22 protein-coding genes and 1 pseudogene are annotated in these 22,429 nt (G+C 73.3%); 11 read left to right on the top strand and 12 right to left on the bottom strand.

Annotated elements, in window-relative coordinates; all coding sequences use genetic code 11:
* Positions 1–3: 3 nt before the first annotated feature.
* The 4 genes from ETAA1_RS24735 to ETAA1_RS24720 form a co-directional block, all read right to left on the bottom strand.
* Positions 4–444 carry a tellurite resistance TerB family protein gene (locus tag ETAA1_RS24735; protein WP_145243163.1) on the bottom strand — a complete coding sequence of 147 codons (441 nt, stop codon included), beginning with the start codon at positions 442–444 and terminating at the stop codon, positions 4–6.
* A 76-nt stretch (positions 445–520) separates the two neighbouring features.
* Positions 521–1,255, bottom strand: a complete 735-nt coding sequence (locus ETAA1_RS24730) for a DUF4058 family protein (RefSeq protein ID WP_145243162.1) — start codon at positions 1,253–1,255, stop codon at positions 521–523.
* A 59-nt stretch (positions 1,256–1,314) separates the two neighbouring features.
* A complete protein-coding gene (locus ETAA1_RS24725) occupies positions 1,315–2,241 on the bottom strand; it encodes a TIGR02996 domain-containing protein (protein ID WP_145243161.1) in 927 nt (308 codons plus the stop codon).
* Between the two features lie 7 nt (positions 2,242–2,248).
* Positions 2,249–4,066 carry a TIGR03960 family B12-binding radical SAM protein gene (locus ETAA1_RS24720; protein WP_145243160.1) on the bottom strand — a complete coding sequence of 606 codons (1,818 nt, stop codon included), beginning with the start codon at positions 4,064–4,066 and terminating at the stop codon, positions 2,249–2,251.
* Between the two features lie 111 nt (positions 4,067–4,177).
* On the opposite strand from ETAA1_RS24720, the gene ETAA1_RS24715 reads away from it, so the two are divergent.
* A complete protein-coding gene (locus tag ETAA1_RS24715) occupies positions 4,178–4,786 on the top strand; it encodes a DUF6580 family putative transport protein (protein ID WP_145243159.1) in 609 nt (202 codons plus the stop codon).
* Here ETAA1_RS24715 and ETAA1_RS24710 read toward each other — a convergent pair.
* The 4 genes from ETAA1_RS24710 to ETAA1_RS24695 form a co-directional block, all read right to left on the bottom strand.
* Positions 4,775–5,740: a glycosyltransferase family 2 protein gene (locus ETAA1_RS24710; RefSeq protein ID WP_145243158.1), complete on the bottom strand. Its 966-nt coding sequence runs from the start codon at positions 5,738–5,740 to the stop codon at positions 4,775–4,777. The genes ETAA1_RS24715 and ETAA1_RS24710 overlap by 12 nt on opposite strands.
* A complete protein-coding gene (locus ETAA1_RS24705; RefSeq protein WP_145243157.1) occupies positions 5,740–6,117 on the bottom strand; it encodes a DoxX family protein in 378 nt (125 codons plus the stop codon). Before ETAA1_RS24705 ends, ETAA1_RS24710 begins: the two co-directional genes overlap by 1 nt.
* 73 nt (positions 6,118–6,190) lie before the next feature.
* Entirely contained in the window at positions 6,191–8,017 is a 1,827-nt protein-coding gene (locus ETAA1_RS24700; protein WP_145243156.1) for an FG-GAP-like repeat-containing protein, read from the bottom strand.
* Positions 8,018–8,088: 71 nt separating this feature from the next.
* The gene (locus ETAA1_RS24695; RefSeq protein WP_145243155.1) at positions 8,089–8,796 is read right to left on the bottom strand and encodes a hypothetical protein; all 708 of its coding nucleotides are present in this window, start codon (positions 8,794–8,796) and stop codon (positions 8,089–8,091) included.
* Between ETAA1_RS24695 and ETAA1_RS24690 the strand changes: the two genes are divergently transcribed.
* A complete protein-coding gene (locus tag ETAA1_RS24690) occupies positions 8,786–8,968 on the top strand; it encodes a hypothetical protein (RefSeq protein WP_145243154.1) in 183 nt (60 codons plus the stop codon). The genes ETAA1_RS24695 and ETAA1_RS24690 overlap by 11 nt on opposite strands.
* Positions 8,969–9,696: 728 nt before the next feature.
* The gene (locus tag ETAA1_RS32370; protein WP_202920386.1) at positions 9,697–10,404 is read left to right on the top strand and encodes a serine/threonine-protein kinase; all 708 of its coding nucleotides are present in this window, start codon (positions 9,697–9,699) and stop codon (positions 10,402–10,404) included.
* Between the two features lie 18 nt (positions 10,405–10,422).
* Here the strand turns inward: ETAA1_RS32370 and ETAA1_RS24680 are convergent, their stop codons facing one another.
* Positions 10,423–10,635 carry a hypothetical protein gene (locus ETAA1_RS24680; RefSeq protein ID WP_145243152.1) on the bottom strand — a complete coding sequence of 71 codons (213 nt, stop codon included), beginning with the start codon at positions 10,633–10,635 and terminating at the stop codon, positions 10,423–10,425.
* Positions 10,636–10,779: 144 nt separating this feature from the next.
* Between ETAA1_RS24680 and ETAA1_RS24675 the strand changes: the two genes are divergently transcribed.
* Complete coding sequence (locus tag ETAA1_RS24675) at positions 10,780–10,995, top strand: hypothetical protein (protein WP_145243151.1); 216 nt, start codon at positions 10,780–10,782, stop codon at positions 10,993–10,995.
* Between the two features lie 6 nt (positions 10,996–11,001).
* Here ETAA1_RS24675 and queF read toward each other — a convergent pair whose 3' ends face one another.
* Positions 11,002–11,370, bottom strand: a complete 369-nt coding sequence (gene queF / locus ETAA1_RS24670; protein ID WP_145243150.1) for a preQ(1) synthase — start codon at positions 11,368–11,370, stop codon at positions 11,002–11,004.
* Between the two features lie 60 nt (positions 11,371–11,430).
* Here queF and ETAA1_RS33925 point away from each other — a divergent pair.
* The 6 genes and pseudogenes from ETAA1_RS33925 to ETAA1_RS24640 all read left to right on the top strand — a co-directional run.
* Positions 11,431–11,859, top strand: a pseudogene (locus ETAA1_RS33925) (7-cyano-7-deazaguanine synthase); the annotation flags it as partial.
* A 33-nt stretch (positions 11,860–11,892) separates the two neighbouring features.
* Entirely contained in the window at positions 11,893–13,500 is a 1,608-nt protein-coding gene (locus tag ETAA1_RS32365) for a 7-cyano-7-deazaguanine synthase (RefSeq protein ID WP_390621253.1), read from the top strand.
* Positions 13,501–13,509: 9 nt separating this feature from the next.
* On the top strand, positions 13,510–14,790 hold the full coding sequence (locus ETAA1_RS24655; RefSeq protein ID WP_145243149.1) for a glycosyltransferase family 87 protein: 1,281 nt from the start codon (positions 13,510–13,512) through the stop codon (positions 14,788–14,790).
* Between the two features lie 9 nt (positions 14,791–14,799).
* Positions 14,800–17,163 (top strand): hypothetical protein, encoded by a 2,364-nt coding sequence (locus ETAA1_RS24650; protein WP_145243148.1) that lies wholly within the window; start codon positions 14,800–14,802, stop codon positions 17,161–17,163.
* A 14-nt stretch (positions 17,164–17,177) separates the two neighbouring features.
* The gene (locus ETAA1_RS24645) at positions 17,178–18,140 is read left to right on the top strand and encodes an ABC transporter ATP-binding protein (RefSeq protein ID WP_145243147.1); all 963 of its coding nucleotides are present in this window, start codon (positions 17,178–17,180) and stop codon (positions 18,138–18,140) included.
* Positions 18,137–19,798, top strand: a complete 1,662-nt coding sequence (locus ETAA1_RS24640; protein WP_145243146.1) for an ABC transporter permease subunit — start codon at positions 18,137–18,139, stop codon at positions 19,796–19,798. Before ETAA1_RS24645 ends, ETAA1_RS24640 begins: the two co-directional genes overlap by 4 nt.
* On the opposite strand, the gene mscL is transcribed toward ETAA1_RS24640, so the two are convergent.
* Positions 19,766–20,194: a large-conductance mechanosensitive channel protein MscL gene (mscL, locus tag ETAA1_RS24635; protein WP_145243145.1), complete on the bottom strand. Its 429-nt coding sequence runs from the start codon at positions 20,192–20,194 to the stop codon at positions 19,766–19,768. The genes ETAA1_RS24640 and mscL overlap by 33 nt on opposite strands.
* 93 nt (positions 20,195–20,287) lie before the next feature.
* Here mscL and ETAA1_RS24630 point away from each other — a divergent pair, with 93 nt between their 5' ends.
* Positions 20,288–21,865: a cyanophycinase gene (locus tag ETAA1_RS24630; RefSeq protein WP_145243144.1), complete on the top strand. Its 1,578-nt coding sequence runs from the start codon at positions 20,288–20,290 to the stop codon at positions 21,863–21,865.
* A 52-nt stretch (positions 21,866–21,917) separates the two neighbouring features.
* Here ETAA1_RS24630 and ETAA1_RS24625 read toward each other — a convergent pair whose 3' ends face one another.
* Positions 21,918–22,412, bottom strand: coding sequence for a hypothetical protein (locus ETAA1_RS24625; RefSeq protein WP_145243143.1), 495 nt, complete (start codon positions 22,410–22,412; stop codon positions 21,918–21,920).
* Between the last annotated feature and the right edge of the window lie 17 nt (positions 22,413–22,429).

The following is a 22,429-nucleotide window of genomic DNA, read 5'->3' as shown; positions in this document are numbered from 1 at the left end:
GCGCTAGCCTTGGTTCTTCCACATGATGACCTTGGCGATCATGTTGGCGTCGTCGCCGCTGAGGCCGAGGGCGCGGCGGAGGTTCTGGATGAACTCCTTCTCCTCGTCCTCGACGACGCCGTCGGCCAGCACCTGGTTGACGGCGTTGGCGAACACCGCCCGGTGGAGCGGTTCCGGGAGCGCCTGGGCGAACAGCTTGAGCGCCTCCTCCGGCCCCTTCTGGCGGATGACCTTGTTGCCGCGGTCGATGAGGCGGTTGACCTGGTCGCCCGTCAGGTCGCGGTACATCTTCATCCGCGACACGGCGGTGACGAACCCCTGCATTTCGTCGTCGCTGACGGTGCCGTCGCTGTAGTCGGCGAGCATGAGGATGCCGAGGAAGGCGACCTCCTTGTTGAGTTTGTCCGGCTTACTCTCGCCGAACGCGTCGTCGAACAGTCCCATAGGCGGGCTCCTCTGCGATGGGCAACGCCGCCGTTATACCCGACCGCGGGACGGACCGCACGCGCGAACCGGGCGGTCACGCGATGCCGAGGTCGGCGCACGCCGTCTCGTAGCTGGCTTCCAGGTCGAGCGGCAGGACGAGCCGCTCGGACAGCCACAGCGGCAGCGTCGGCAGCGGCTTCCCGACCGCGAGCGGGTGATACCACGTGCGGAGCCGGGTGCGCTGCTGGCCCGACGGCGACAGGTGGAGGCGGCAGGTCGCCGCGTAAATCCCCGGCGGGTTGGCACCGAGCGCCGGGTCGGCGCCGAGGCGCGCCATCAACTCGGCGTACAGGTTCGCGTTTCGGTCCGTGACCACGTCCACGATGCTGACCGAAACGCCGGCCCCCATCATCGCCGCGCACTTGCTCACGATCTTGTCCCGGGTAGCCGGGCGGTCCTTGTTCGACGGGCTGACGATCTCGACGGCGGCGACGAGCTGGCGGGCGCGGCGGAGGTCGTAGACGCGGACCTCGTAGGTGTCGCCCGGAGGCTCGACGGTGACCGCGACGGACGGCGCGGGCGGCGCCCACGCGGCCGTCGCCACGCCGCCGTTTCCTGCGCCCGGTGCTTCCAAAAGGAGTTCGTCGTCCTCGAACGTCCCCACGTCGATTTCGACCAGCGACCCGAGATGCACGTTCGGCCCGACGATGTAACCCTCGGGCAGTCGCGGGCGGAGGAGCCGGACGATCGTTCCCGGCCACATGCCGTGGAGTTCGTCCCACGAGCGGCGGTCGTCGAGTGGTGGGTGGAAGTGGTCGCGCAGCGGCATGGGGCGGGCCTCCTGGTGGTAGTGTACCGCAGGGCAACCGGTCGCACGCCGCCGAGCGATTACGGTTGAACTTCCAGCCACCGGAGGATCTCGGGGTCGAGCTGTTGAAGTGCCTTTTGGCTACGGGCCGCGGCATAAACCCACGACCCGTCATGCGTGCCGACGATGAGGTCGGTTCCCTCGTAGAACCGGACGGGACTACCGACCCAGTAGCGCTCGGGGAGATCGGCACGGCTGAGCCCAGAGTGTTCCAACCGCCACATCACGTCTTCGGGCACCTCACCGTAAGCGGATGCGGTGCCGCACCAAATCGCTTCCATGAGCAGAGCAACGCAGGCGAACGCGCTCACCGTCGGGCTCGCCATCACGCCCGCCTCAAGCTCCCAGACTGGCGGGTCGTCCGCGCGAATGTCGTCGAGCAGAACGCCCCACGTCTCGCAGCTCTGGTTCTCGGTGCGGACGACGAGGAATTCGCCGCCCGCTGTGACGACCGTGCGGCTCGGGAAGTTCAGACGGTCCTGAAGGGACCAAACGTCGTGTCGCCGCCCCGACAGGGCGTGCCACTCGCGCAGCGCCGCCGGGAGTTTGAACCCTAATCGCTCCTCGGCCGCACGCAACTCCGCTTCCGGGTGACCGTCGGCGTCGGCGAGCGGTCGGTGCCAGACCTCGATGAAGTCCTCGATCAGGCGCCAGCGGTCGGCACGGGACTCGGGCAGTGCGGCAAACAGCGGGCGGTGCCGCGGCTGGTAGCCGAGCCGATTCGCCCAGGGGGCATCGATCCGCGGGCGCAGAGCCCGGAGGCGGGTGCGGAGTTCACCGTACCGCCAGGCGAGAACCGCCGTCCGGTCGATCTCGACGTTGAGGCGGATGAATTCGGCCCGGTCCGAGTCGCCGTGGTCGTCGAGCCAGTCGGCGTATACGAGCCGCGGGGTATCGTCGGCCGGGCGGTCGGCGATGGCGGCGAGCAGGGCCGGTTCGTCGGTCATCGGTCCCTCACGTCGCCTCGGCCATCACCCCCAGCTGCACCACGCTCCGCGCCTGCTCCTTCTCCAGGTACGCCCGGCCCTTCTTCACGTTGATCACGTCCCACGGCAGTACCTCGTCCGTCGGCCGCTGGCGCTGTGCGTACCACGCGAAGTCCACCCCCAAGTCCTCCACCACCTTCCACCACAGGCCCGGCTTGAAGCACTCGTCCCACGCGTCCAGGCCGGCGCCGCGGCGGTACGCCTCCAGCAGCACCGGCGCCGTGCGGCGGTCGCCGCGCGTCAGCAAGCCCTCCAACAGGCTCCGCTCGATGTTGTGCTGCTTCAGCTTCACGCTCTTGAGCCGCTTCCGGCGGTGCATGTAGTCGCCCGCCCAGCGGAAGTACTCGCGCGTCTGGATGCCGTTCCACTGGTACGGCGTGTGCGGCTTCGGCACGAAGTTCGACACGCTCGCCACCACGTCCGTGTGCCGCCCCGTCACCTGCCGGCCGATGTCGCTGATCTGCTCGCTCAGGTCCACGATGCCGTCCAGATCCGCTGGCCGCTCGCCCGGCAGGCCGCACAGGAAGTACAGCTTCACCCGCCGGAAGCCGAGCTTGAACGCCTCGCGGCAGCCCTCGAACAGGTCCGCGTTGTCGATCGGCTTGCGGATCTGGTCGCGCATGTCGTCGCGCGCCACCTCGGGGGCGAGCGTCAGCCCCTGGGTGCGGATGCCTTTGATGAGTTTGGGCAGGCTGCGCCACTGGTGGTTGACGCGGAGGCTCGGCACGCTCACGTTCACCCCGAGCGGGTGGAACACCTCGTGCATCCGCGTCACCAGTTCCTCGAAGTGCGGGTAGTCGCTCGAACTCAGCGACAGCAGGCTGATCTCGTTGTACCCCGTGTTCCGGTAGCTCTCCAGCGCCGCGTTCACGATGCAGTCCACGCTTCGCACGCGCAGCGGCCGCTTGATGACGGTGCTCTGGCAGAACCGGCACTGCCACGGGCAGCCGCGCATGATCTCGATGGCGATGCGGTCGTGCGTGGTGGCGATGTTCGACACGATCGGCTTCGTCGGCAGCGGGATGTCGTCGAAGTCTTGCCGGATGGTGCAGGCGGTGATTTGCGCCGGCACGTCGGACCGGGTGCGGGCGAGGCGGGCCAGCGTGCCGTCGGCCTTGTACTCGGGCGAGTAGAACGCCGGCGCGTACGCCCACGGCGCCCACCCGCCGTCGGCCACGCTGGCGACCAGCTCGCCGATCATGTCGTGCCGGCTCTGCCCGCCGCGCTCCTTCAGCGACATCCACTTGTCCATCAGCCACGGCAGGCTCTCCTCGCCGTCGCCGACGATGAACACGTCCACGAACGGCGCCAGCACCTCCGGGTTCTGCGCCCCGGGGCCGCCGCAGATCACCAGCGGGTCGTCGAGTGTGCGTTCGTCCGCCATCAGCGGCACGCCGCCGAGGTCGAGCATGCCCAGGATGTTCGTGTAGCAGACCTCGTACTGGAGGCTGAAGCCGAGCACGTCGAACTCGCTCAGCGGCGTGAACGTTTCGAGGCTGTACAGCGGCAGGCCGTGCTTCTTCAGCTGCGCGACGAAGTCGGGCCACGGGGTGAAGACCCGCTCGCAGGCCCACTGCGGGTCGCGGTTCATGATGGAGTACAGCACCTGGAGCCCGTGGTGGCTCATGCCGAGTTCGTAGGCGTCGGCGAACGACAGGCAAAGGGTGCCGCGGACCTGGCGGTGGTCCTTGACGACGCTGTTGAACTCGCCGCCGATGTACTGGCCGGGCTTGAGGACGCGCGGCAGGACGCCGAGTACGGCGTCGCGGAGTTTGGTGTTCAACATGGGTGCGAGTCCTTCGGGTGCGGCGGGCGGGGTTACCGTAGCGGCCCGCCGACGGTATGAATAGTAGGCGAGGCTGCGCCGCGACCGTTCGTGTTCGCTTCGGGGACGCCGATGACAGGTTACCGCGTGGGGGTGATGGCCGGGGTCGTGGTTCTGGCGGGGCTGGCGCGCCTCGCGCCGCACCCGCCGAACTTCGCCCCGGTGACGGCGCTGGCCCTGTTCGCCGCCGCCACCCTCCGCCCGTGGTGGCTCGGGCTGGCGGTGCCGGTCGCGGCCATGTTCCTCAGCGACGCCGCCCTACACGTCGGCACGCAGCTCGGCGTGTTGGACGGCTGGATCGCCGGCGGCACCGGCTTCTACCACTGGACGGCGATCATTTACCTGACGGTCGCGGCCGTGGCCGGCTTCGGCTTCCTGCTGCGCGGCCGCATCGGCGTCGGCTCGGTGACGCTGGCGACGGTCGGCGGGTCGCTGCTGTTCTTCGGCGTGACGAACCTGTTCGTGTGGAGCGAGTCGCTGTACGGCGGCCCGCTGGCGATGTACGCCCCGACGTGGGACGGCCTTGTCGAGTGCTACGCCGCCGCGGTGCCGTTTTACCGCACGGCGCTGGTCGGCGACCTGTTCTACTGCGGCGTGCTATTCGGCGGGCTGGCGCTGGCCGAGAAGCTCGCCCCGCACCTGGTCCGCGAGGCGCTGCCGGTGCGCGACTCAGCGGAGTAACACGTCCTGCCCCGCGGCGAGCACGCCGCGGGCGTAGCGGCCGTAGTTCCCGCGCAGCAATTCCCCGACCACCCCCGGCAGCCGCGCCGGCAGCCACGCCCGCCGCCGCAGCCACGCCCGCTTGCGGTGGAACGCCACCTTCCCCGCCAGCAACTCCAGCCGCTCCGCCGACACCCCCGGCAACTTTTCCAGCCGCGCCAGCGCCGCCGCGTACCGGTCGGCGACGGCGTCGCAGCCGTTGGCCGTCAGCCGCCTCGCCGCGTCGAACTCCTCCCCGACCGACCGCAGCGTCGCGCCGACCTGCTGGCCCCCGTGCCGGCGGTAATGGACGAGCGGTTCCGCGACCGGGATGCCGCGCCCGACGGCCGACAGAACCAACGCGAACCAGGCGTCGTGGACCCAGCCCCGCGGCACGGGCAGCAGCAGCTCGCGCAGCGCCGCGCGGACCATCAGCGTCGCCCCGGTGACGCGGTAGCGGCGCAGCAGGCACTCGAACCCCTCGCCGGCCGCGAACTGCTTCTGCTCGCGCCGCCCGAAGCCGATCGACCGCCACAGCGTGTAGCCGAGCGGCTCCCCGTGTTCGTCCACCACGTCGGCGTCGGAGAAGGCGAAGTTCGCCCCCGGGTCCGCGGCCAGCGCCGCCTCCTGCGTGGCGAGCTTGTCGGGGTGCCACACGTCGTCCTGGTCGCACAGCGCGATCAGGCTTCCGGTGCAGTGCGACACGGCACGGGCGAAGTTGTCCGACGAGCCGAGCCGCGTCGGGTTCACCTCCACGCGGACGCGGAACGGCGACTCGGCCGCGAACGCCCGCAGCAGCTCGACGGTGCGGTCGGTCGAGCCATCGTCGCAGGCGACGAGTTCGTCCGGCAGACGGTCCTGGCCGCGGATGCTGGCGAGCTGCGCCGGTAGGAACCGCTCGCCGTTGTACGTACAGAGCGCGACGGACACGCGCATCAGGTGCCCCCCGCGGGGCGCGTCCAGCGGTACGCCCACCACATAAACACGCCCTGGAACGGCAGCCGCGCCAGCAGCACCCACGCCGGAATCTCGGGGAACAGCTCCGGGTGCAGCGCCATGTGGACGTTCGCCGGGAAGACGGCGACGAGGAGCGCGACGAGCCCCCACCCGGCGGCGGGTGCGGTGCGGGACGGCAGCGCCAGCAACCCGAGCGCGACCTCGGCGACGCCGCTGAGGAGCACGAGTTCCGCGTGCCACGGCAGCCACGGCGGCATGATTCGGGTGTAGAAGTCGGGCTGAACGAAGTGGTTGACCCCGGCGGCGACGAACGCCAGCCCGAGCACCCACCGGCGGACGACGGCGACCCGGGTCATGCGAATGTGTCGGTGTCGGTCCGGTCGTGAGCGGGCACAGGCCACCTCCTGCGGCCATGATACGACGCGGGCCTCAGCCCACGTACACGCCGTCCAGCGCCGCCACGCCGTTGAACGGGTCGAACGTCGGCGCCGTCGCCAGGCCCGCGAGCGACAGCACCCGCACCCGCGCCGCTGCCTTCGCGCCGCTCGCCACCACTAGCTCGGCGCGGCCGTCGCCGGTCAGGTCGCGGGCGGCCACCCGCAGGCCGCTCCGGTCGGTCTCGTCGAACGCGAAGAAGTCGGCCACCGCCGGCAACTGGTCGGCCCGTACGCCCGGGTTCGCCACCAGTACCGCCCCCGACACGATCCGTAACCGCGGGCCGCCGGTGTCGCCGGTGCCGTAGGCCAGGTCCGCGTAGCCGTCCGCGTCCAGGTCCGCGGCCGTGATGAACACGCCGCTCCGCAGCGACGAGTCGAGCGCGAAGAAGTCGGGGATCAGCCGCGACGGCGAGCCAGACAGAACCGACTTGCCCGCGTACACCGCCACCCGCGGGCCGCCGCCGATGCCGGCCCCCACCACCAGGTCGGCCGTGCCGTCGCGGTTCACGTCGCCGACCGCCACCCGGCTGCCGCCGCGGAAGTTCGGGTCGTCCAGCGCGATGAAGTCGGCCGCCGCGGTGAGCGTGCGCGCCACGCGGAAAACGGTGACGCGGGTGCCGCCGCCGGCGTCCGCGGACACGGCCAGCTCGTCGCGGCCGTCGCCGTCCAGGTCGCCGGCCGCGACGTACACGCCGCCGCCGAAGCCGTCCAGCACCGTCGTCAGGCCGCCCAGGTCGGCGCCGGTCCGGCCGTTCAGGATCCGCACCGCCGCGGTCGAACCCGGCCCGGTGGCGAACGCCAGGTCGGCGGTGCCGTCGCCGTTGAAGTCGCCGACCGTGGCACGCACCACCGAGCCGCCCACGAACGGCGTGATCGTCGGCCCGACCGCGGTGAGGGTGCCGGCCGCGTTCGCCACGAAGGCGCGGGCGGTGCCGGCGGTCACGCCGCTGAGGACGACCACGTCGCGGCCGGCGAGCGAGGTCCAGGTGCCGGCCCACGGGCGGGTCGTCGCTTGCGTCGTCACCGGGGTGGTCGTGGTGCCGTCGCCGACCGTCCAGCCGATGTCTTCGAGCGCCGCGAAGTCGAGCGCCGAGAACGGGATGCGGGTGCCGGTGGTCGTGGTCGGGTCGAGGCTCGCAGGCTGGCCGTTCACGGTGACGCCGTCGCGCCAGTGGGCGCCGCCCGACGCCAGCGGCACCGGCCCGCCGTACACCGCGACGGCGTTCGGGCCGACGAAGGTGCCGCCGCTGATCTGCGCCGTCCAGCGCGACGACGTGCCGACGCCGAGGACGTGGCCGATCTCGTGGACGGCGACGGAGTAGAAGTCGGTCTGGGTGCGGCCGATGCCGGCGGCGCTCGTGCCGAAGTACCAGTTCGTGTTGGCGTCGAAGGCGACGCTGCCGCCCCAGGCGGTGGAGCCGTTCGGGGCGCGGGTGCGCAGCAGCGTCCGGAATGCCGACGAGCCCGACGCCGAGAACGTGCCGGGGCCGCCGGAGCCGATGGTGCTGCTGCCCAGCTCGCGGGCGCCGACGTACACCACGAGCGTGTTCGCCGGGAGCGCGGCGTTGCTGACGCGGCCGGTGCCGCCGGTGGCCGGGTTCGTGAAGATCTCGGTCCAACTGTTCCCACTCGGATCGACGGCGGCGAGCGGCGTGTCGAGGCGGGCGCCGAGGTCGGCCGCGGCCTGCTCCACGACGGCCCGGCGGGTGGCGTCGGCGAAGAAGCCGGAGGCGTCGAACGAGTAATCGACGACGACGTTGACCGCCGGCACCTCGCGGGCTTCGAGCACTTCCAGGGCGACGCGCGGACGGGTGTGCATGGCGCTCCGGGGCGAAGGGGGGCGGGTGCCGCGCATTGTAGCCGCGGTACCCGGCCGACGCGATTCGCCGCTCACGCCTGGGTCAGCGTTAGCGGGTCGGCGGCGCGTACCGTGCGGACCTGGAGGATGCTGCCGCCCGAACCGGTCGAGCGGTCGGACACCACGAGCCAGCTCACGGTCACGGTGTCGTCGGCGACCACGCCGTCGAGCGTGTAGTCGGTAGCGCTGCCGGTCGGCGTGGCGCGAATGGTGAGGCCGCCGCGCGGGGCGTCGGCGGTGCCGCCGGCCAGGCTCAGGGTCCCGGTGAAGGCGTAACGCACCGGCGCCACGTCGCCGACGGTCAGCGTCACGGTGCCGGTCACGTTCAGCAGCCGCAGCGGGGCGTCGTCCGCGGCCGTGATGGTCGCGGTGTCGATGTCCACGGACACGGTCACGTCCGCGTCGTCGGACGTGGGCGCGCCGCCGGGCGTGGTCGAGAGCGTGCTGAGAGTGCCGGTGCCGTCGTAGGTCGCGGCGGTGAGTGCCGCTTCGACCGCCGTCGCGTCGGCCCCAGTGAGCGACGAGCCCTCGAACGGCGGGGCGCCGACGCTGCCGTGACGGCCGAGTCGGCCGCGGCCGCGACCGTCCGGCGCGAACAGCCGTGCCTCGCCGCTCGCCACGTCGGTGCCGACGGTCGACGTGGTGCCGTCGTCGGTCGTCACGACGCCCGGCTCGACGCCCTGCCGGCTGCCCGGGTCGCCGGCGAAGAAGCTGGCCAGTTCCGTCTCGGTGCCGTCCACCGCCCCCGTCCTCCGCGCCGCCCGGCTGCCGCTGTCCGAGGCCGGGCGGTTCGCCGCGAACATGGTCGCCCGGTGGCGCGCCGGCGCGCGGCCCACCGCCGCCGACTACGCCCGCCGCCACCCGCGCCTCCGCGCCGACCCCGACGCCGCCCTCGAACTGATCGCCGAGTAACTCGCCCTCCGGGACGAGTACGTCGAGCCGACCGATGCCGACGTCGTGGCGGCTCCTCCCCGCGTGGGCGGCGCAGGTGCGGGCACTCGTCCGCTGCCAGGCCGCGCTCGGCCCCCCGCCGGCGCCGCTCTTCCCCGCCGCCGGCCAAGTCCTCGGCGAGTTCCGGCTCGTCGCCGAGCCCGGGCGCGGCGCCGTCGGCCCCGTCTTCGTCGCGGTTCAACCGGCGCTCGCCGACCGGCCCGTGGTGCTGAAGCTGGTCCCCGCCGGCGGCGACGAGCACCTGTCGCTGGCGCGGCTCCGGCACACGCACGTCGTGCCGCTGTACGCCGCCCACCGGTTCGCCGAGGTCGGGCTCGACGGGCTGTGTCAGCCGTACTTCGGCGGCGCCACCCTCGCCGTGGCGCTGAAGGCCGCCGAGCGCCGCGTCGGCGGCGCCGACCTGCTCACGGCGCTGCGCGAACCCACGTCCGCCCCCGCGCCGCCACGCGGCCCGGCGTGGGCGGCGATCGAGCGGGCGAGCTACACCGACGCCGTGTGCTGGGTCGTGGCGTGCCTCGCCGACGCGCTCCAGTACGCCCACGACCGCGGGCTGCTCCACCTGGACGTGAAGCCGTCGAACGTCCTCCTCGCGGCCGACGGCACGCCGATGCTGCTTGACTTCCACCCGGCCCGCGCCCCGCTCGCGGCGGGGGCGTGCCGCCGCTGGTGCTCGGGGCACTCCCGGGTACATGCCGCCCGAACAGGCCGCGGCCGTGGAGGCGGTGAAGTGGCTGGAGCCGGTGTCGCGCGCCGTCGACGCCCGCGGCGAAGTGTTCGCGCTGGGCCACGTCCTCGGCGAGGCGCTGAACTGGGCGCGCGTGCCGCCGTCGCCGGCGGCGCTGGTGGCACGCTGCACCGCCGCCGACCCCGCCGCCCGCTACCCGAGCGCGGCCGCGGTCGCCGCCGACCTGCGCCGGCACCTCGCGGAGCAGCCGTCGAGAGGCGTGCCGACCGGCTCGACGGCCCGCGGCCGGCACTGGACCTGGCCCGTGCCGCACAGTTGTGTGTCTCGGCGACACACCCGCTTCCGAGGAAGCGACCCGCCGCGCCGCCGCGACCCCGTGCCGCACCGCGTGGGACCACCTGGCCCTCGGCCGCGTGCGGATCGCGGCGGGAGACCCGACCGCGGCGGCGCCGCACCTCGACCGCGCCGCCCTGCTCGACCCGGGCTCGCCGTGAGCGAACTACCACGTCGGCGGGTGTCGGTTGCGGACCGGCGACGCTGCGGGGGCGCTGGCGGCGGTCGCGGCTTACGCGGCGCTGGCCCCGGCCGAGCGTGGTGCGTGTACAACCGCGGGCTGGCGTACCAGCCGCTCGGCCGCGCCGACGCCGCGCGGGCCGACTTCAACCGCGCCCGCGAACTCGACCCGGGCCTGAACTCGCCGCCGGTTCCCTGATCGGGAACGCGGTTGTGGTCAGTCGTCCGCGGATTGGTCCGGAACACCGCCGGTGAGGTTCGTCCACACGGCCACGACCGTCCAGATCGGCCCCCAGGGGAGCCCCCACGGCCCGAGCGCCAGGCTGGCCAGTGCGTAGCGAATGCCCAGCCCCAGCCGCTCCCACGCCGATCCGGTGTCGTGCGCGGCCGACCGCCAGCGGACAGTCAGCACGACGACGGAATAGCACACCTCGAATCGTACCCGCCGCCCGGCCGGGGCTTGGTCCGCCGTTTGCACAGCCTGAGCGGCCTCGCTGCTCATCACGCTACTGCCATGAGTCTAACCGAATCTGCCCGCCGCCCGGGCAGCCGTGCCGAGGAGACGCACACGGCTATGAGTACGACCCCGCCGACCCTCAGCGAACGCGTCCTCGCGAGCGTCACGACCCGCACGAGCCGGCGGGTCCGCGATCTGGCCGTGGAAGTCGGCTCGGACCGCGTCACGCTCCGCGGCCGCGCGGATTCCTACCACGTGAAGCAGTTAGCGCTGCACGGCGCCCGTGAGGTCGTCCCCACGCTGCGGCTGGACAACGCCATCGTGGTGGGGTAATCGTGGTTACGCCGCCCGCTCGTACACGCACGTCACGTTCGTGGAGATGCCGCCGCGCGGCGTCCACCGGCTGACGACCTCGCACCGCACCGGCGAGCACGCCGCCACGAAGTCGTCGAGCAGCTGGTTCGTCACCTGCTCGTAAAAAATGCCCCGGCTCCGGAACTTCTGTAAATACAGCTTCAGCGACTTCAGCTCGACGCAGGTGTCGCCGGGGACGTACCGGTAGGTGATCGTGCCGAAGTCCGGCTGGCCGGTCTTCGGGCACACGCTGGTGAACTCTGGGCAGACGATCTCGATGGTGAACTCGCGGCCCGGCCGCGGGTTCGGGAACGTCTCGAGCTGGTCGGCGGCCGGCGTGTCCGTGTGTTCCATGTCGGTCCGGGGGTGACGGGGCTACCCTTCAGGGATAGTCGCGCGGGCGGCCCGGTTCCAGTGCGGGGGCGAAGGATGGCGCGGCCGCGGGCGGTGGTCCTCCTCAGCGGCGGGCTCGACAGTACCACCACGGCTGCGGCCGCGAAGGCCGACGGCTTCGACGTGTACGCCCTGAGCGTGGACTACGGCCAGCGGCACCAGGTGGAGCTCGAGCGCGCTGCGGCGGTGGCGGCGGCGCTCGGCGTGGCCGAACACCGCACCGTGAAGCTGGACCTGCGGGCGATCGGCGGCTCGGCGCTGACGGCGGATGTGGCAGTGCCGAAGGACCGCAGCGCCGACGACATGGGCCACGGCGTGCCGGTGACCTACGTGCCGGCGCGTAACACGATTCTACTCGGCCTCGCCCTCGGATACGCCGAGACGGTCGGCGCGTTCGACATCTTCATCGGCGCCAACGTGCTCGATTACAGCGTCCACGGCGATACCCGCGTCTGGCTGCGGACCCGAGAGTGGGCGCGGCTGATGCCGATCCGCGAGGCGCACGCCCTGCCGCCGCGCGAGTACGAGACCATCGCGGTCGACCCCGCCTCGCTGCGGCTCGGGTGGTTCCCCGTCACCGCCCGCGCCCGCCACTGGACCGCGACGCGCCGGGCGTTCGAGGTCCGGCTCGACCGCGGGCAGACGGTCACGGTGTCCGAGGACCATTCGCTCTTCACCCTCGACCCGGACACGGCCGCGGTCGTGCCCGTCCGCGGCGACTCGATCACACCGGGGATGCCGCTCGTCGTCCCGTACGATTTGTCGATCGCGGCCGACGCCTGGGCGGCCGACCTGGCGGAACTCAACATCAGCGAACTGCCGGCCGCGTGCGCTACCCGGTTTGCCCGGCCGTCGATCGTGCGCGACGGCGATTTCGTCACGAACCGCCTCCGGAAGACGCAGCTACCGGTCCGCTTCCCCGTGGACGACGAGTTCCTTTACGTCGTGGGGTTGTGGCTGGCGGAGGGTGGGAAGGAGCCCGCGTCGCGGAGGCCGGTGCTGAGTTTCTCCGTGGGCGGCATCCCCGGCGCGGCCGAACGGCTGACGGCGTATTTTGCCCGGTACGGGGTGAACGTCCGCCCGTCGCCGGCGAACCGCTTCGACTTTCAGGTGGCATCGTCCGTGTTCGCCACGCTGTTCTGGCATCTCGGCCTGTTCGGGACGGCGAAGGCCGGTCGGAAGCGGTTTCCGACGTTCTTCTGGAGGCTGTCGCAGCGGCAGCGGCGGCTCGTTGTGGCCGGGCTGTGGGACGGCGACGGCAGCCGGGTGTTCAAGGGCCGGACGGTCCTGGCTCAGAAGTCACACGCGCTGATCGACGACCTGTACCACGTCCTGCTCCTCGACGGCATCTTCCCGAACGTGAAGCGCGGGCCGAACGCGCAGAAGTTGCTCTACCTCGGCCGCAGCCGGGACTTCGCCCGGTTCGTCGAGTTGTACCCATTGGCGCACCCGGACAAGCGGGCAGACTACGCCGCCGCGGCGGCACGGACGGCACGGGACAAGGCGACCGGCCTGTGGAAGTGCTCCGGCCTGTGGCGGGCGGTGGCCGCGGCCGCGCTCCCCGCGGGCGGCAAGACGGCGGTCTACAACCGCGGTGGGAAGTATGACCCCGGAGTGCGGGCGCAGCGGGCGGCGTTCGCAGACGTGCCCGCGCTGGCCGCGCTGGTTCGTTCGCCGCTGGCATTCTGCCAGGTCGCCGCGGTGCGGGAACTACCGCCGGTCGAGCACATGTACGACCTGTCGGTGGCAGGGGCCGAGACGTTCGTCGCCGACGGCGTGCTGGCCCACAACTCGGGCTATCCCGACTGTCGGCCGGAGTTCCTGGCGGCGTTCGAGGGCATGGCGAACCTCGCGACGAAGGCCGGCACCGAGGGCGCGGGTCGGTTCCGCGTCCATGCCCCGCTGCTGAAGCTGACGAAGGCCGAAATCATCCGCGAGGGCGTGCGGCTCGGCGTGGACTACGCCGGCACGCTCAGCTGCTACGACCCCGACGCCGCCGGCCGGGCGTGCGGCCGGTGCGACTCGTGCCAGCTCCGCCGCAAGGGCTTCGCCGAGGCCGGCGTCCCCGACCCCACGGCCTATCAACCGTAGCCGCCGCTCATGCCCACGTCGCCCCGCCGGACTGTGCTCTGGGTCGTGGCCGCCGCGCTCGCGGCGCTGCTGTACGGGCCGGCGTACCTCGCCGTCGTGCGCCCGCCGCCGGGGTTCGTCGGCGACTTCGTGCAGGACTGGCTGTCGGCCCGCGACCACGCCGCCGGCCTGCCGGTGTACGGCGACCTCCGCGCCGCCCTGTTCCGGCACACTGGCCTCATCCCCGACCCGCGCGACGAGTTCCTCGCCGTCAACGCGCACCCGCCGGCGTCGGTGCTGCTGGTGCTGCCGCTCGCGCCGCTCGCCCCGGCCGACGCGCACTTCGCGTGGAACCTCGCCACCCTGCCGCTGGCCGGTGTCGCCGTGTGGCTCGTCGTGCGCGAACTCGGCTACCGGCCCGGCTGGCGCGGCGTCGTGATCGGCGTCGCGCTCGGGCTGCCGTGCGCCCCGCTGTTCGACCAGGTGATGTTCGGCCAGTTCAACGCGCTCCTGGTGTTCCTGCTCGCCGCCGCGTGGGCCGCCGACCGCCGCGACCTTTCGTGGCTCGCGGGGGCGTGCGTCGGCGTCGCCGCGGCGGTGAAGCTGTTCCCGGCGTTCGTGGCGATGTACTTCGTGGCCGCCGGCAGGTGGCGTGCCGCGGTTGCGGCCGTGGTCGCGTTCGGGGTGATGAACGCGGTCGCGGCCGGCGTACTCGGGGGCGAGACGTTTCAGGTGTACGTCGCCGAGGTGATCCCGGTGGTGAGCGGCGAGTTCGCCGGCGTGTGGCGGAACCTGTCGGCCGAGTCGTACTGGCTGCGGGCGCTCGCGCCGCCGCCGCAGAGCCGAATCGACCCCGCGCCCGCGTTCCCGCTTCTGGCGCGGGCGTTGATCGTCGCGTCGCAACTGGCCGTGGTCGGGGCCGTGGCGTGGGCGGCGTGGGCCGGGCGCGGCACGACCACCGGCCGCGACCGCGCCTTCGCCGCGGCGTGTGCCGGGATGCTGCTGCTGGCGCCGACGAGCTGGCCGCACTACTTCCTGTTGCTGGCGGTGCCTGTGGGGCTGCTGGTGGCGCGGCTGCCGGCCGGGCCGGGGCGGTGGGCGATGTGGGCGTGCCTGGCGGTGGCGTGGCTGCCGGACACGCAGGCGTCGAAGCTGGTACTCGGGCCGGAGCGGGCGTTCGCCATGATCAAGAACCGCCACGACCCGCTGACGCCGGCCGAGAACCTGCTCGTGGCGTCGGTGCAAACCTACGCCCTGGCGGGGCTGTTCGCGCTGACGCTACGCCTGCCCCGCGACCCGTCGCCGTCGTAGAACGTCCCGATGCCCGCGACCCGACTCGCCGCCCTCGCCGTCGTCGTGGCCCTCGTCGCGCCGGCCGGCCGCGCCCAGGACCACCCCCTCAGCCTTCAGGGGCTCACGCCCGTCGGCGGCCGCGCGCGCCTCACCGACACCGGCGGCACCCTCGGGTTCACCGTCGCCAACGCCGGCGACACGCCGCGCGACGCCCGGGTCGTGGTCGAGTACGACGCACGGCCCGGGGCGCGGTTCGCGCGCGACATTTGGGTGCCGCCGCGGGCCGCCTTGTCGGCGTGGCTCCCCCTCGGCCCCGCGCCGCCCGCCGGCGACGCCGTCGAAGTCCGGTCGCTCCTCTACGACCGCACCGACGGCACCGAAACCCTGGTGCTGCGGCCCGGCGAGGGGGAAAAGATTCGCGCGCGGCCGGTGCCGTTCCGCGCCCGTACGCCGACGACGGCGCTGATCGCCGACGAGCCGTACCACTCCGCCGCGGCCGCATTCGTGAAGCTGGTGCGGAAGGCCGCCACGCTGCCGGAAGAACTGACGGTGCCGCCCGACGGGCCGCTGCCGCCGACCCCGGAGGCGTTCGACGGGGTCGATCACGTCGTCGTGGCCGGGAACCGACTCGCGGCCGACCCCGTCGGCCGGTGGGCGCTGCGGCAGTGGGTGGCGCGCGGCGGCCGGCTGTGGGTTCTCCTCGACCTCGTCGATGGGGGCAGCGTCGCGCCGCTGCTCGGCGACGACCGGCCGGTCGAGGTGGTGGACCGGGTCGGCCTCACGCGCGTCCGCCTCGGCCCGCCCCGTCAGGCGGCGCAACACCGGGACTTCGACCAGCCCGTCGAACACGTCCGCGTCCTGCCGGCCGTGGGCGACCGGGTGTTCGCGGTGGCGAACGACTGGCCGGCCGGCTTCGCCCGGAACGTCGGCCGCGGCCGCGTCCTCGTCACCACGCTTGGTGCCGCCGGGTGGCTGCCCCCGCCGCCACCCCCGCCGCCGCCGGCGGGCACGAAAGGGCTGTCGCGCCCCGGGCCGCCGCCGGGCGCCGACGCGGTGCAGGAGTTGGCGGCCGAATTGCACCCGCCCAACCGGCCGGCGCCGCTCCCAGCCGACGCCCTCCGCCCGCTCCTCGACGACGAGGTGGGGTACGCCGTGATGGGCCGCGGCACCGCGGCCGTCGTGCTCGGCGGGTTCCTCTCCGTGGTCGCCGGCATCGGCGTCGGCCTGCGCCGGTCGCGGCGGCCCGAGCTGGTCGGCTGGCTGGCTCCGGTCGCGGCGGCGGGCGCGGCGGGCGTCTTCGTCGGGCATGCGGAGCTGACGCGCGGCAGCGTGCCGCCGACGGTCGCCGCCGTGGCCGTGGCCGAGCCGGTGAGCGGGACCGACGAGGTCACGCTGTCCGGTGTGCTCGCCGTGTTCCAGCCCGACTCCGGCCCGGTGCCGCTGGCCGCGCCGCGCGGCGGCGTCCTCGACCTGGACGCCGCCGGCCTCGAAGGGCAGACGCGCACCCGCGTCGTCACCGACACCGACGCCTGGCACGTCGAGGGGCTCGACCTGCCGGCCGGCGTGCGCACCGGCGCCTTCCGCGCCACCACGCGGCCGGGGGCGGTGACGGCCGCGGTGCGGTTCGGCCCCGCGGGAGTCGAAGGCCGCCTGACCGCACCGGGACTGTCGGCGCCGGCCGACGCGCTGGTCTTCTCCGCGCAGCGACAGTTGCTCGCGGCGCGGTTCGCGGCCGACGGCACGTTTGTCACCGACGACGACTTGCCGCCCGGCCAACTGCTGCCGGGTGCGGTTCTGAGCGACCGCCAGCAACGGCGGCAGGCGGTGTACCGGCAGATGCTCGGCGGCCCGCTCCCGGCGCACCTCGACGGGCGCGACCTGCTCCTGACGTGGGCCGACGCCGCCGGTGTGCCGTTCACCGGCCGCGACGGGAGCCGGGCGGTCGGAACGGTGCTACTGGTCACGCCGCTGGCGTTCGAGCGGACGCCCCCCGGGACGCGGGTGGCGGTGCCGGCCGCGTTCGTGCCGATCCGCCGCCCCGATCTGGGCCGCCCGACGCTCGACTCCTCGGCGCCCACCGAGCAACTGCTCCGCTTCCAGTTGCCGGCGGCGGTGCTGCCGCTGGAGGTCGAACGCGCTGTTCTGAAGTTGCGGGTGCGCGCGCCGGGCCGGCGGGTGGCGGTGCGCGTGGGGGCGGAGACGCTGTTCGTCGCCGACGCGCCGGCCGAGCCGGTCCGCGTGCAGATCGCGGACCCACGGCACCTACGGCCGGACGCCGACGGGGGGTTGTTGTTGACGGTGTCGATCACCGACCCGGCGCCGGCGCCGGTGCCGTGGAAGATCGAGGAACTGGGGCTGGACGTGGTCGGCCGGACGGCGGGCGGACCGTGAACGGGGGGACCGGCATGGCGGACGGGGCGGTCGTCGAGACGCGCGAGCTGACCAAGCGGTACGGCTCGTTCGTGGCGTTAGACCGGCTGACGATTTCCGTCGGCCGCGGGCAAATCCTCGGGTTCATCGGCCCGAACGGGGCCGGCAAGACGACCACCATCAAAATCCTGGTCGGCCTCGCCCGCCCGACGAGCGGCACCGCCACCGTCGCCGGCATCGACTGCGCCGCCGACCCACGCCGCGTCAAGCGCCTCATCGGCTACATGCCCGACACGTTCGGCGGGTACGACGGCATGCGCGTCGCCGAGTACCTGGACTTCTTCGGCGCCGCGTTCGGCCTGCCGCGGAAGGGCCGGCCGAAGCGCGTCGAGGAGGTGCTGGAGACGGCCGGCGCCGGCACCTTCCGCGACCTGTACGTGGAGGCGCTGAGCCACGGCATGAAGCAGCGCGTGGCCATCGCCCGCACGCTGCTGCACGACCCGCCGGCGCTCATCCTCGACGAGCCCGCCAACGGCCTCGACCCGCAGGCCCGCATCGAGATGCGGCAGGTGCTGCTCGGCCTCGCCGCCCGCGGCAAGACGCTCATCGTGACGAGCCACATCCTCCCCGAGCTGGCCCGCATCTGCGACCGCGTCGCCATCATCGCCCGCGGCAGGCTCCGCGCCGCCGGCACCCTCGCCGAGATCGCCCGCCAGCTGAGCCCGCTGCGGACGATGGAGGTGCTGCTGACCCGCGCCGAGGCCGTGCCCGCGGCGGCCGACGTGGTGCGGCGGTACGTCGGCGACGCCGTGACGCCGGCGCCGGCCGAGTTCGCCGTCCGCTTCCGCACCGCGAAGCCCGACGACGAACTCGCCGCGCTGCTCGGCACGCTTGTGGCCGCGGGCGTGGGGGTTGCGCAGTTCCGCGAGGTGCAGACGGACCTGGAAGACGCCTTCATGACGGTGTCGCAGCAGGCCGACGGCGAGGCGGCCCGATGACCACCAACCCGATCGTCCGCCGCGAGTTGCTCGAACTCCTCCGCACCCGCCAGGCCGTCGCCGCGCAGCTGCTCCTGGCCGCGGCGTGCGCCGCGCTCGTGCTCGTTCGCTGGCCGACCGGCGGCGTCACCGACGTCGGCGGGGCGCGCTCGGTGCAGGTGCTGCGCGTGTTCGGCTACGGGCTGCTGGCCGGCGTCGTGTTCCTCGTTCCCGCTTATCCCGCAACGGCGATCGTCCGCGAGCGCGTGAAGGGGACGCTGGCGCTGCTGCTGAACTCGCCGCTGACGCCGTGGGCGATCTACCTCGGCAAGCTCGGGGGCGTCCTCGGCTTCACCGCGCTGCTGCTCCTGATGACCGCCCCCGCCGCGGCGGCGTGCCACGCCCTCGGCGGCGCGCCGGTCCGCGGCGGCGTCGCGCTCCTGTACCTCGTTCTCGCCGTCGCGGCGCTGCAACTCGCCACGCTGGCGCTGTGGGTGAGCGGCCGGGCGCGCTCGACCGACGCCGCGCTCCGCGCCGCGTACGCGCTGGCGATCGGCGTCTGCGCCGTGCCGCTCGCGCCGGCGTGGCTCGTCGAGGGCGATTCCGGCCTGCTCGGCGGCGCGGCCGCGTGGGTGAAGGCGCTGTCGCCGATTCCCGCGATCATGGAAGTGCTCGGGCAGGGCGGCGTCGGCTCGCACGGGCTCGCCACCGCGACCGGGGCCGTGCCGCGCTTCCTCCTGCTGGCAACGGTCGTGAGCGGCGTCTGCGCCGCGAGCACGGTGCGCGCGCTGGCCCGGTCGCCGCTCGACGTGGCCCGCGCCGCCGGCGTGATGACCGAGGACCGCTCGGCCGGCGAGCGGCGGCGGCGGCGGCTGTTCTTCCTCGTCGACCCGAACCGCCGCGCCCGGCCCATCAGCCGGTGGGTGAACCCGGTCATGGTGAAGGAGTTCCGCACCCGCCGGTTCGGCCGCGGGCACTGGACGCTGCGGCTCATCGCCGGGTGCGCCGTGCTGTCGCTCGGGCTCACCTACGTCGCGGCCGGCGGGGCCGTGGACTGGGGGGCGGGACGCATCGGGGCCGCGCTCGTGCTGCTGCAAACGGCGCTGCTGTTGCTGTTCGCCCCGAGTCTGGCGGCGGGCTTGATTAGCAGCGAGCGCGAGGGCGGCGGGTGGACGCTGTTGCGCACCACGCCGCTGACGCCAGGCCGCATCCTCCGCGGCAAGCTCCTGAGTGCCGCGTGGCCGCTCCTGCTGCTGATGTGCGCCACGCTGCCCGGGTACGTGGTGATGATGACGGTGAGCCCCGAACTCGCCCCGCAGGCGCGGCGGGCGGTGGCGTGTCTGGCCGGGACGGCGGTGTTCGCGGTGCTGCTCGGCGCCGCCGCGAGTAGCCTGGCGCGGACCACAGCCGCGGCGATGGCGACCGCGAACGTGGTGCTCGTGGCGGTGTGCGCCGGGCCGCTGCTGGTGTGGCTCGCCCGCGACGCCCCGTTCGGCCACACCGCCGTCGAGGCCGCGCTGACGATCAGCCCCGTGGCTGCCGCGCTGCACGCCGCCGAGGCGCCGGGGTTCGTCGAGTACGACCTGCTGCCGGCGAACTGGTACGCGGTCGGCGCCGCGTGCGCGGTTCTGCTTCTGGTCCTGGTGCTACGGGTTCGGCAGCTGGGCCGGCCGGAGTGAGTCTGGCTTCTCCTTCAGCAGGTCGCGGATCTCGGCGAGCAGCTTCTCCGTCGGCGACGGCAGCGGCGGCGGGGCGGCGGCCTCCTGCTTCAGCAGGTGCTGGTGCAGCGCGTTCACCCCCTTCACCACCAGGAACATGCAGAACCCGATGATGACGAAGTTGATGACCGCCTGCAGGAACTTCCCCCACTTCAGCACGGCGTCGCCGTACAGCGTGGTGTGCATCCCCTCGACGTTGAACCCGCCGGTCAGCACGCCGACCACCGGCATGAACATGTCCGCGACCAGCGAGTCGACGATCTTGCCGAACGCGGCGCCGATCACGACGCCGACGGCCAGATCGACGACGTTGCCGCGGAGGATGAACTTGCGAAACTCGTCCAGGAACGGGCGCACGGCGAGCCCTCGGGCGGGAGTGTGACGGCGGGTGTTCTACAGGTTCGCCGCGCCACCGCCCCTACAACACCACTCACCGCCGGAGTCCCGCCTATGCGCCGCGCCTGGCTCGTCCTCCTCCTCGCACTCCCCGCCGCCGCGGCGCCGCTGCCGGCGCCGACCACGCTCCCCGGCCCGCTCGTCGTCGTCGGCGGCGGGCGGCTGACCGACGACATTCGCAAGGCGTTCTTCGACCTGGCCGGCGGCGAGAAGGCGAAGATCGTCGTCGTGCCGACGGCGAGCGCGGACGCCGACGACGCCGCGAAGGCCGATGCGTTCCTGGGCGAGTGGAAGAAGCTGAACCCGGCGTCGGTCACGCTGCTGCACACCCGCGACCGCACGACCGCCGACGCCCCCGCGTTCGCGGCGCCGCTCGCCGACGCCACCGGGCTGTGGTTCTCCGGCGGCGACCAGGCGAAGATCGCCGCCGCGTACCGAGGTACGGCCGCCGCGAAGGCGTTCCACGAGTTGCACGCCCGCGGAGGCGTGGTCGGCGGCACGTCGGCCGGGGCCGCGATCCAGTCCGACCCGATGATCACCGGCGGCAAGGACAAGGCCGACATCGGCCCCGGCCTCGGCTTCTTCCCCGGCTTCGTCATCGACCAGCACTTCACCCAGCGGAAGCGCCTGCCCCGGCTGCAAGGGATGATCGCCGACAACCCCGCGCTCGTCGGCCTCGGCATCGACGAGGGCACGGCCGTGGTCGCCCGCGGGCGGACGTTCCGCGTCATCGGCGAGGGCACGGTGTCGATCGTGATGGCGAAGGGGGCGGGGCACCCGGCCGCGGTGCAAGTGGCGAAGGCGGGGAGCCTGTTCGACCAGGCCCAGCTGCGCCGCGCGGCCGCGAACCGTGCCGCCGCGGAGCCGTTCCCGCCGGCGAAGCCGCGCGACCCGGTGGTGGCGAAGGGGGCGCTCGTGATCGTCGGCGGCGGCGGGGCCGGGCCGGAAATCTGGAAGCGCTTCATCGAGCTGGCCGGCGGGCCGGACGCGCCGCTCGTCGTCATCCCCACGGCGCTCGAAGACCCGCTCCCGGTCGAGATCGGTGAGACGAAGGCGCTGAAGCGGTTCGGCGCGACGGCGATGACGCAGTTGCACACCCGCGACCGCAAGGTGGCCGACGACCCGGCGTTCAGCGAGGCGCTGGTGAAGGCAAAGGGCGTGTGGTTCAGTGGCGGCCGGCAGTGGAAGTTCGTGGACGCCTACGAGGGGACGCTGACCGAGAAGCGGTTCCACGCCGTGCTGGCCCGCGGCGGCGCGATCGGCGGCAGCTCGGCGGGGGCGAGCATCCAGAGCGAGTACATGCCGCGCGGCCACCCGCTCGGGAACACGGTGATGGCGGCCGAGGGGTACGAGCGCGGGCTGGCGTTCCTGCCGGGGTGCGCCGTCGACCAGCACTTCTTCAAGCGGAACCGCACCGCCGACATGACGGGCCTGATGGCCGAGTACCCGCAGTACCTCGGCATCGGCATCGACGAGGGGACGGCGCTGGTGGTGCGCGGCAGCCGGGCCGACGTGATCGGGGCGTCGAAGGCGGCGTTCTACGACACGCGCCGCAAGGGCGGTGAGCGCGACTACGAGGAAGTGCGGGCGGGCGAGAGCTATGATTTGGTGAAGCGGGCGAAGGTGGAATAACCCGGCCGCTTGCGCGTAGCGGCGCAGGCGCCGCTACGCCGCAAGCGGCGGATCAATTCGCCCCTCTCGTCCGCACCCGGCGCGCGTACCGGGTGCCGTTCACCACGACGACGAGCCGGTCGTCCGCGAACCACACCAGCTCGACGCCGGCGCCGTACACCGGCGGCGCGACCACGCCGCACAGCCGGCCGGTGGGATCGAACACCTGCACCCCGACGGGCGTCGCCGCGTAGATGCGGCCGTCGAGGTCGGCGGCGAGTTCGGTCACCTTCGGTTGGCCGCCGCTCGGCACCCGCAGCGGCGCGTAGGGTGCCCGCACGCCGTTCGGCAGCTGCCGGGCGTGAAGGAAGAGTTCGCCCGCCTTCCAGCTGTACTCGGTCGTTCCGCCCGCCGTGGCGACCGCGACCTCGGCCCGCGAGAGGTGGTTCCACGGGCCGTCGAGCTTCGTCCAGTGCTCGCCGTCGATGAGGAGCTGGGAGAGTGGCACGTCCTGCGCCGCCGCGGCCGGGGCGACGAGGAGTACGACGGCGACGCCGAGCGGGCGCATGTGAGGACTCCGATGGA

This window comes from Urbifossiella limnaea (genome assembly GCF_007747215.1).
Lineage (GTDB): Bacteria > Planctomycetota > Planctomycetia > Gemmatales > Gemmataceae > Urbifossiella > Urbifossiella limnaea.
Note: the sequence above shows the minus strand (reverse complement) of the source record. Positions and strands in the feature narration are given on the sequence as shown.

Excerpts from the sequence above, each read along its gene's own strand:
- ETAA1_RS32365 (WP_390621253.1), top strand. The coding sequence starts at position 11,893 with ATGCCGATCCGCGAGGCGCACGCCCTGCCGCCGCGCGAGTACGAGACC.
- ETAA1_RS24640 (WP_145243146.1), top strand. The coding sequence starts at position 18,137 with ATGACCACCAACCCGATCGTCCGCCGCGAGTTGCTCGAACTCCTCCGC.
- ETAA1_RS32370 (WP_202920386.1), top strand. The coding sequence starts at position 9,697 with ATGCCGCCCGAACAGGCCGCGGCCGTGGAGGCGGTGAAGTGGCTGGAG.
- ETAA1_RS24625 (WP_145243143.1), bottom strand. The coding sequence starts at position 22,412 with ATGCGCCCGCTCGGCGTCGCCGTCGTACTCCTCGTCGCCCCGGCCGCG.
- queF (WP_145243150.1), bottom strand. The coding sequence starts at position 11,370 with ATGGAACACACGGACACGCCGGCCGCCGACCAGCTCGAGACGTTCCCG.
- ETAA1_RS24705 (WP_145243157.1), bottom strand. The coding sequence starts at position 6,117 with ATGACCCGGGTCGCCGTCGTCCGCCGGTGGGTGCTCGGGCTGGCGTTC.
- ETAA1_RS24725 (WP_145243161.1), bottom strand. The coding sequence starts at position 2,241 with ATGACCGACGAACCGGCCCTGCTCGCCGCCATCGCCGACCGCCCGGCC.
- ETAA1_RS24655 (WP_145243149.1), top strand. The coding sequence starts at position 13,510 with ATGCCCACGTCGCCCCGCCGGACTGTGCTCTGGGTCGTGGCCGCCGCG.
- ETAA1_RS24675 (WP_145243151.1), top strand. The coding sequence starts at position 10,780 with ATGAGTACGACCCCGCCGACCCTCAGCGAACGCGTCCTCGCGAGCGTC.
- ETAA1_RS24715 (WP_145243159.1), top strand. The coding sequence starts at position 4,178 with ATGACAGGTTACCGCGTGGGGGTGATGGCCGGGGTCGTGGTTCTGGCG.
- ETAA1_RS24730 (WP_145243162.1), bottom strand. The coding sequence starts at position 1,255 with ATGCCGCTGCGCGACCACTTCCACCCACCACTCGACGACCGCCGCTCG.
- ETAA1_RS24735 (WP_145243163.1), bottom strand. The coding sequence starts at position 444 with ATGGGACTGTTCGACGACGCGTTCGGCGAGAGTAAGCCGGACAAACTC.
- ETAA1_RS24710 (WP_145243158.1), bottom strand. The coding sequence starts at position 5,740 with ATGCGCGTGTCCGTCGCGCTCTGTACGTACAACGGCGAGCGGTTCCTA.
- ETAA1_RS24630 (WP_145243144.1), top strand. The coding sequence starts at position 20,288 with ATGCGCCGCGCCTGGCTCGTCCTCCTCCTCGCACTCCCCGCCGCCGCG.
- ETAA1_RS24720 (WP_145243160.1), bottom strand. The coding sequence starts at position 4,066 with ATGTTGAACACCAAACTCCGCGACGCCGTACTCGGCGTCCTGCCGCGC.
- ETAA1_RS24645 (WP_145243147.1), top strand. The coding sequence starts at position 17,178 with ATGGCGGACGGGGCGGTCGTCGAGACGCGCGAGCTGACCAAGCGGTAC.
- ETAA1_RS24700 (WP_145243156.1), bottom strand. The coding sequence starts at position 8,017 with ATGCACACCCGTCCGCGCGTCGCCCTGGAAGTGCTCGAAGCCCGCGAG.
- ETAA1_RS24650 (WP_145243148.1), top strand. The coding sequence starts at position 14,800 with ATGCCCGCGACCCGACTCGCCGCCCTCGCCGTCGTCGTGGCCCTCGTC.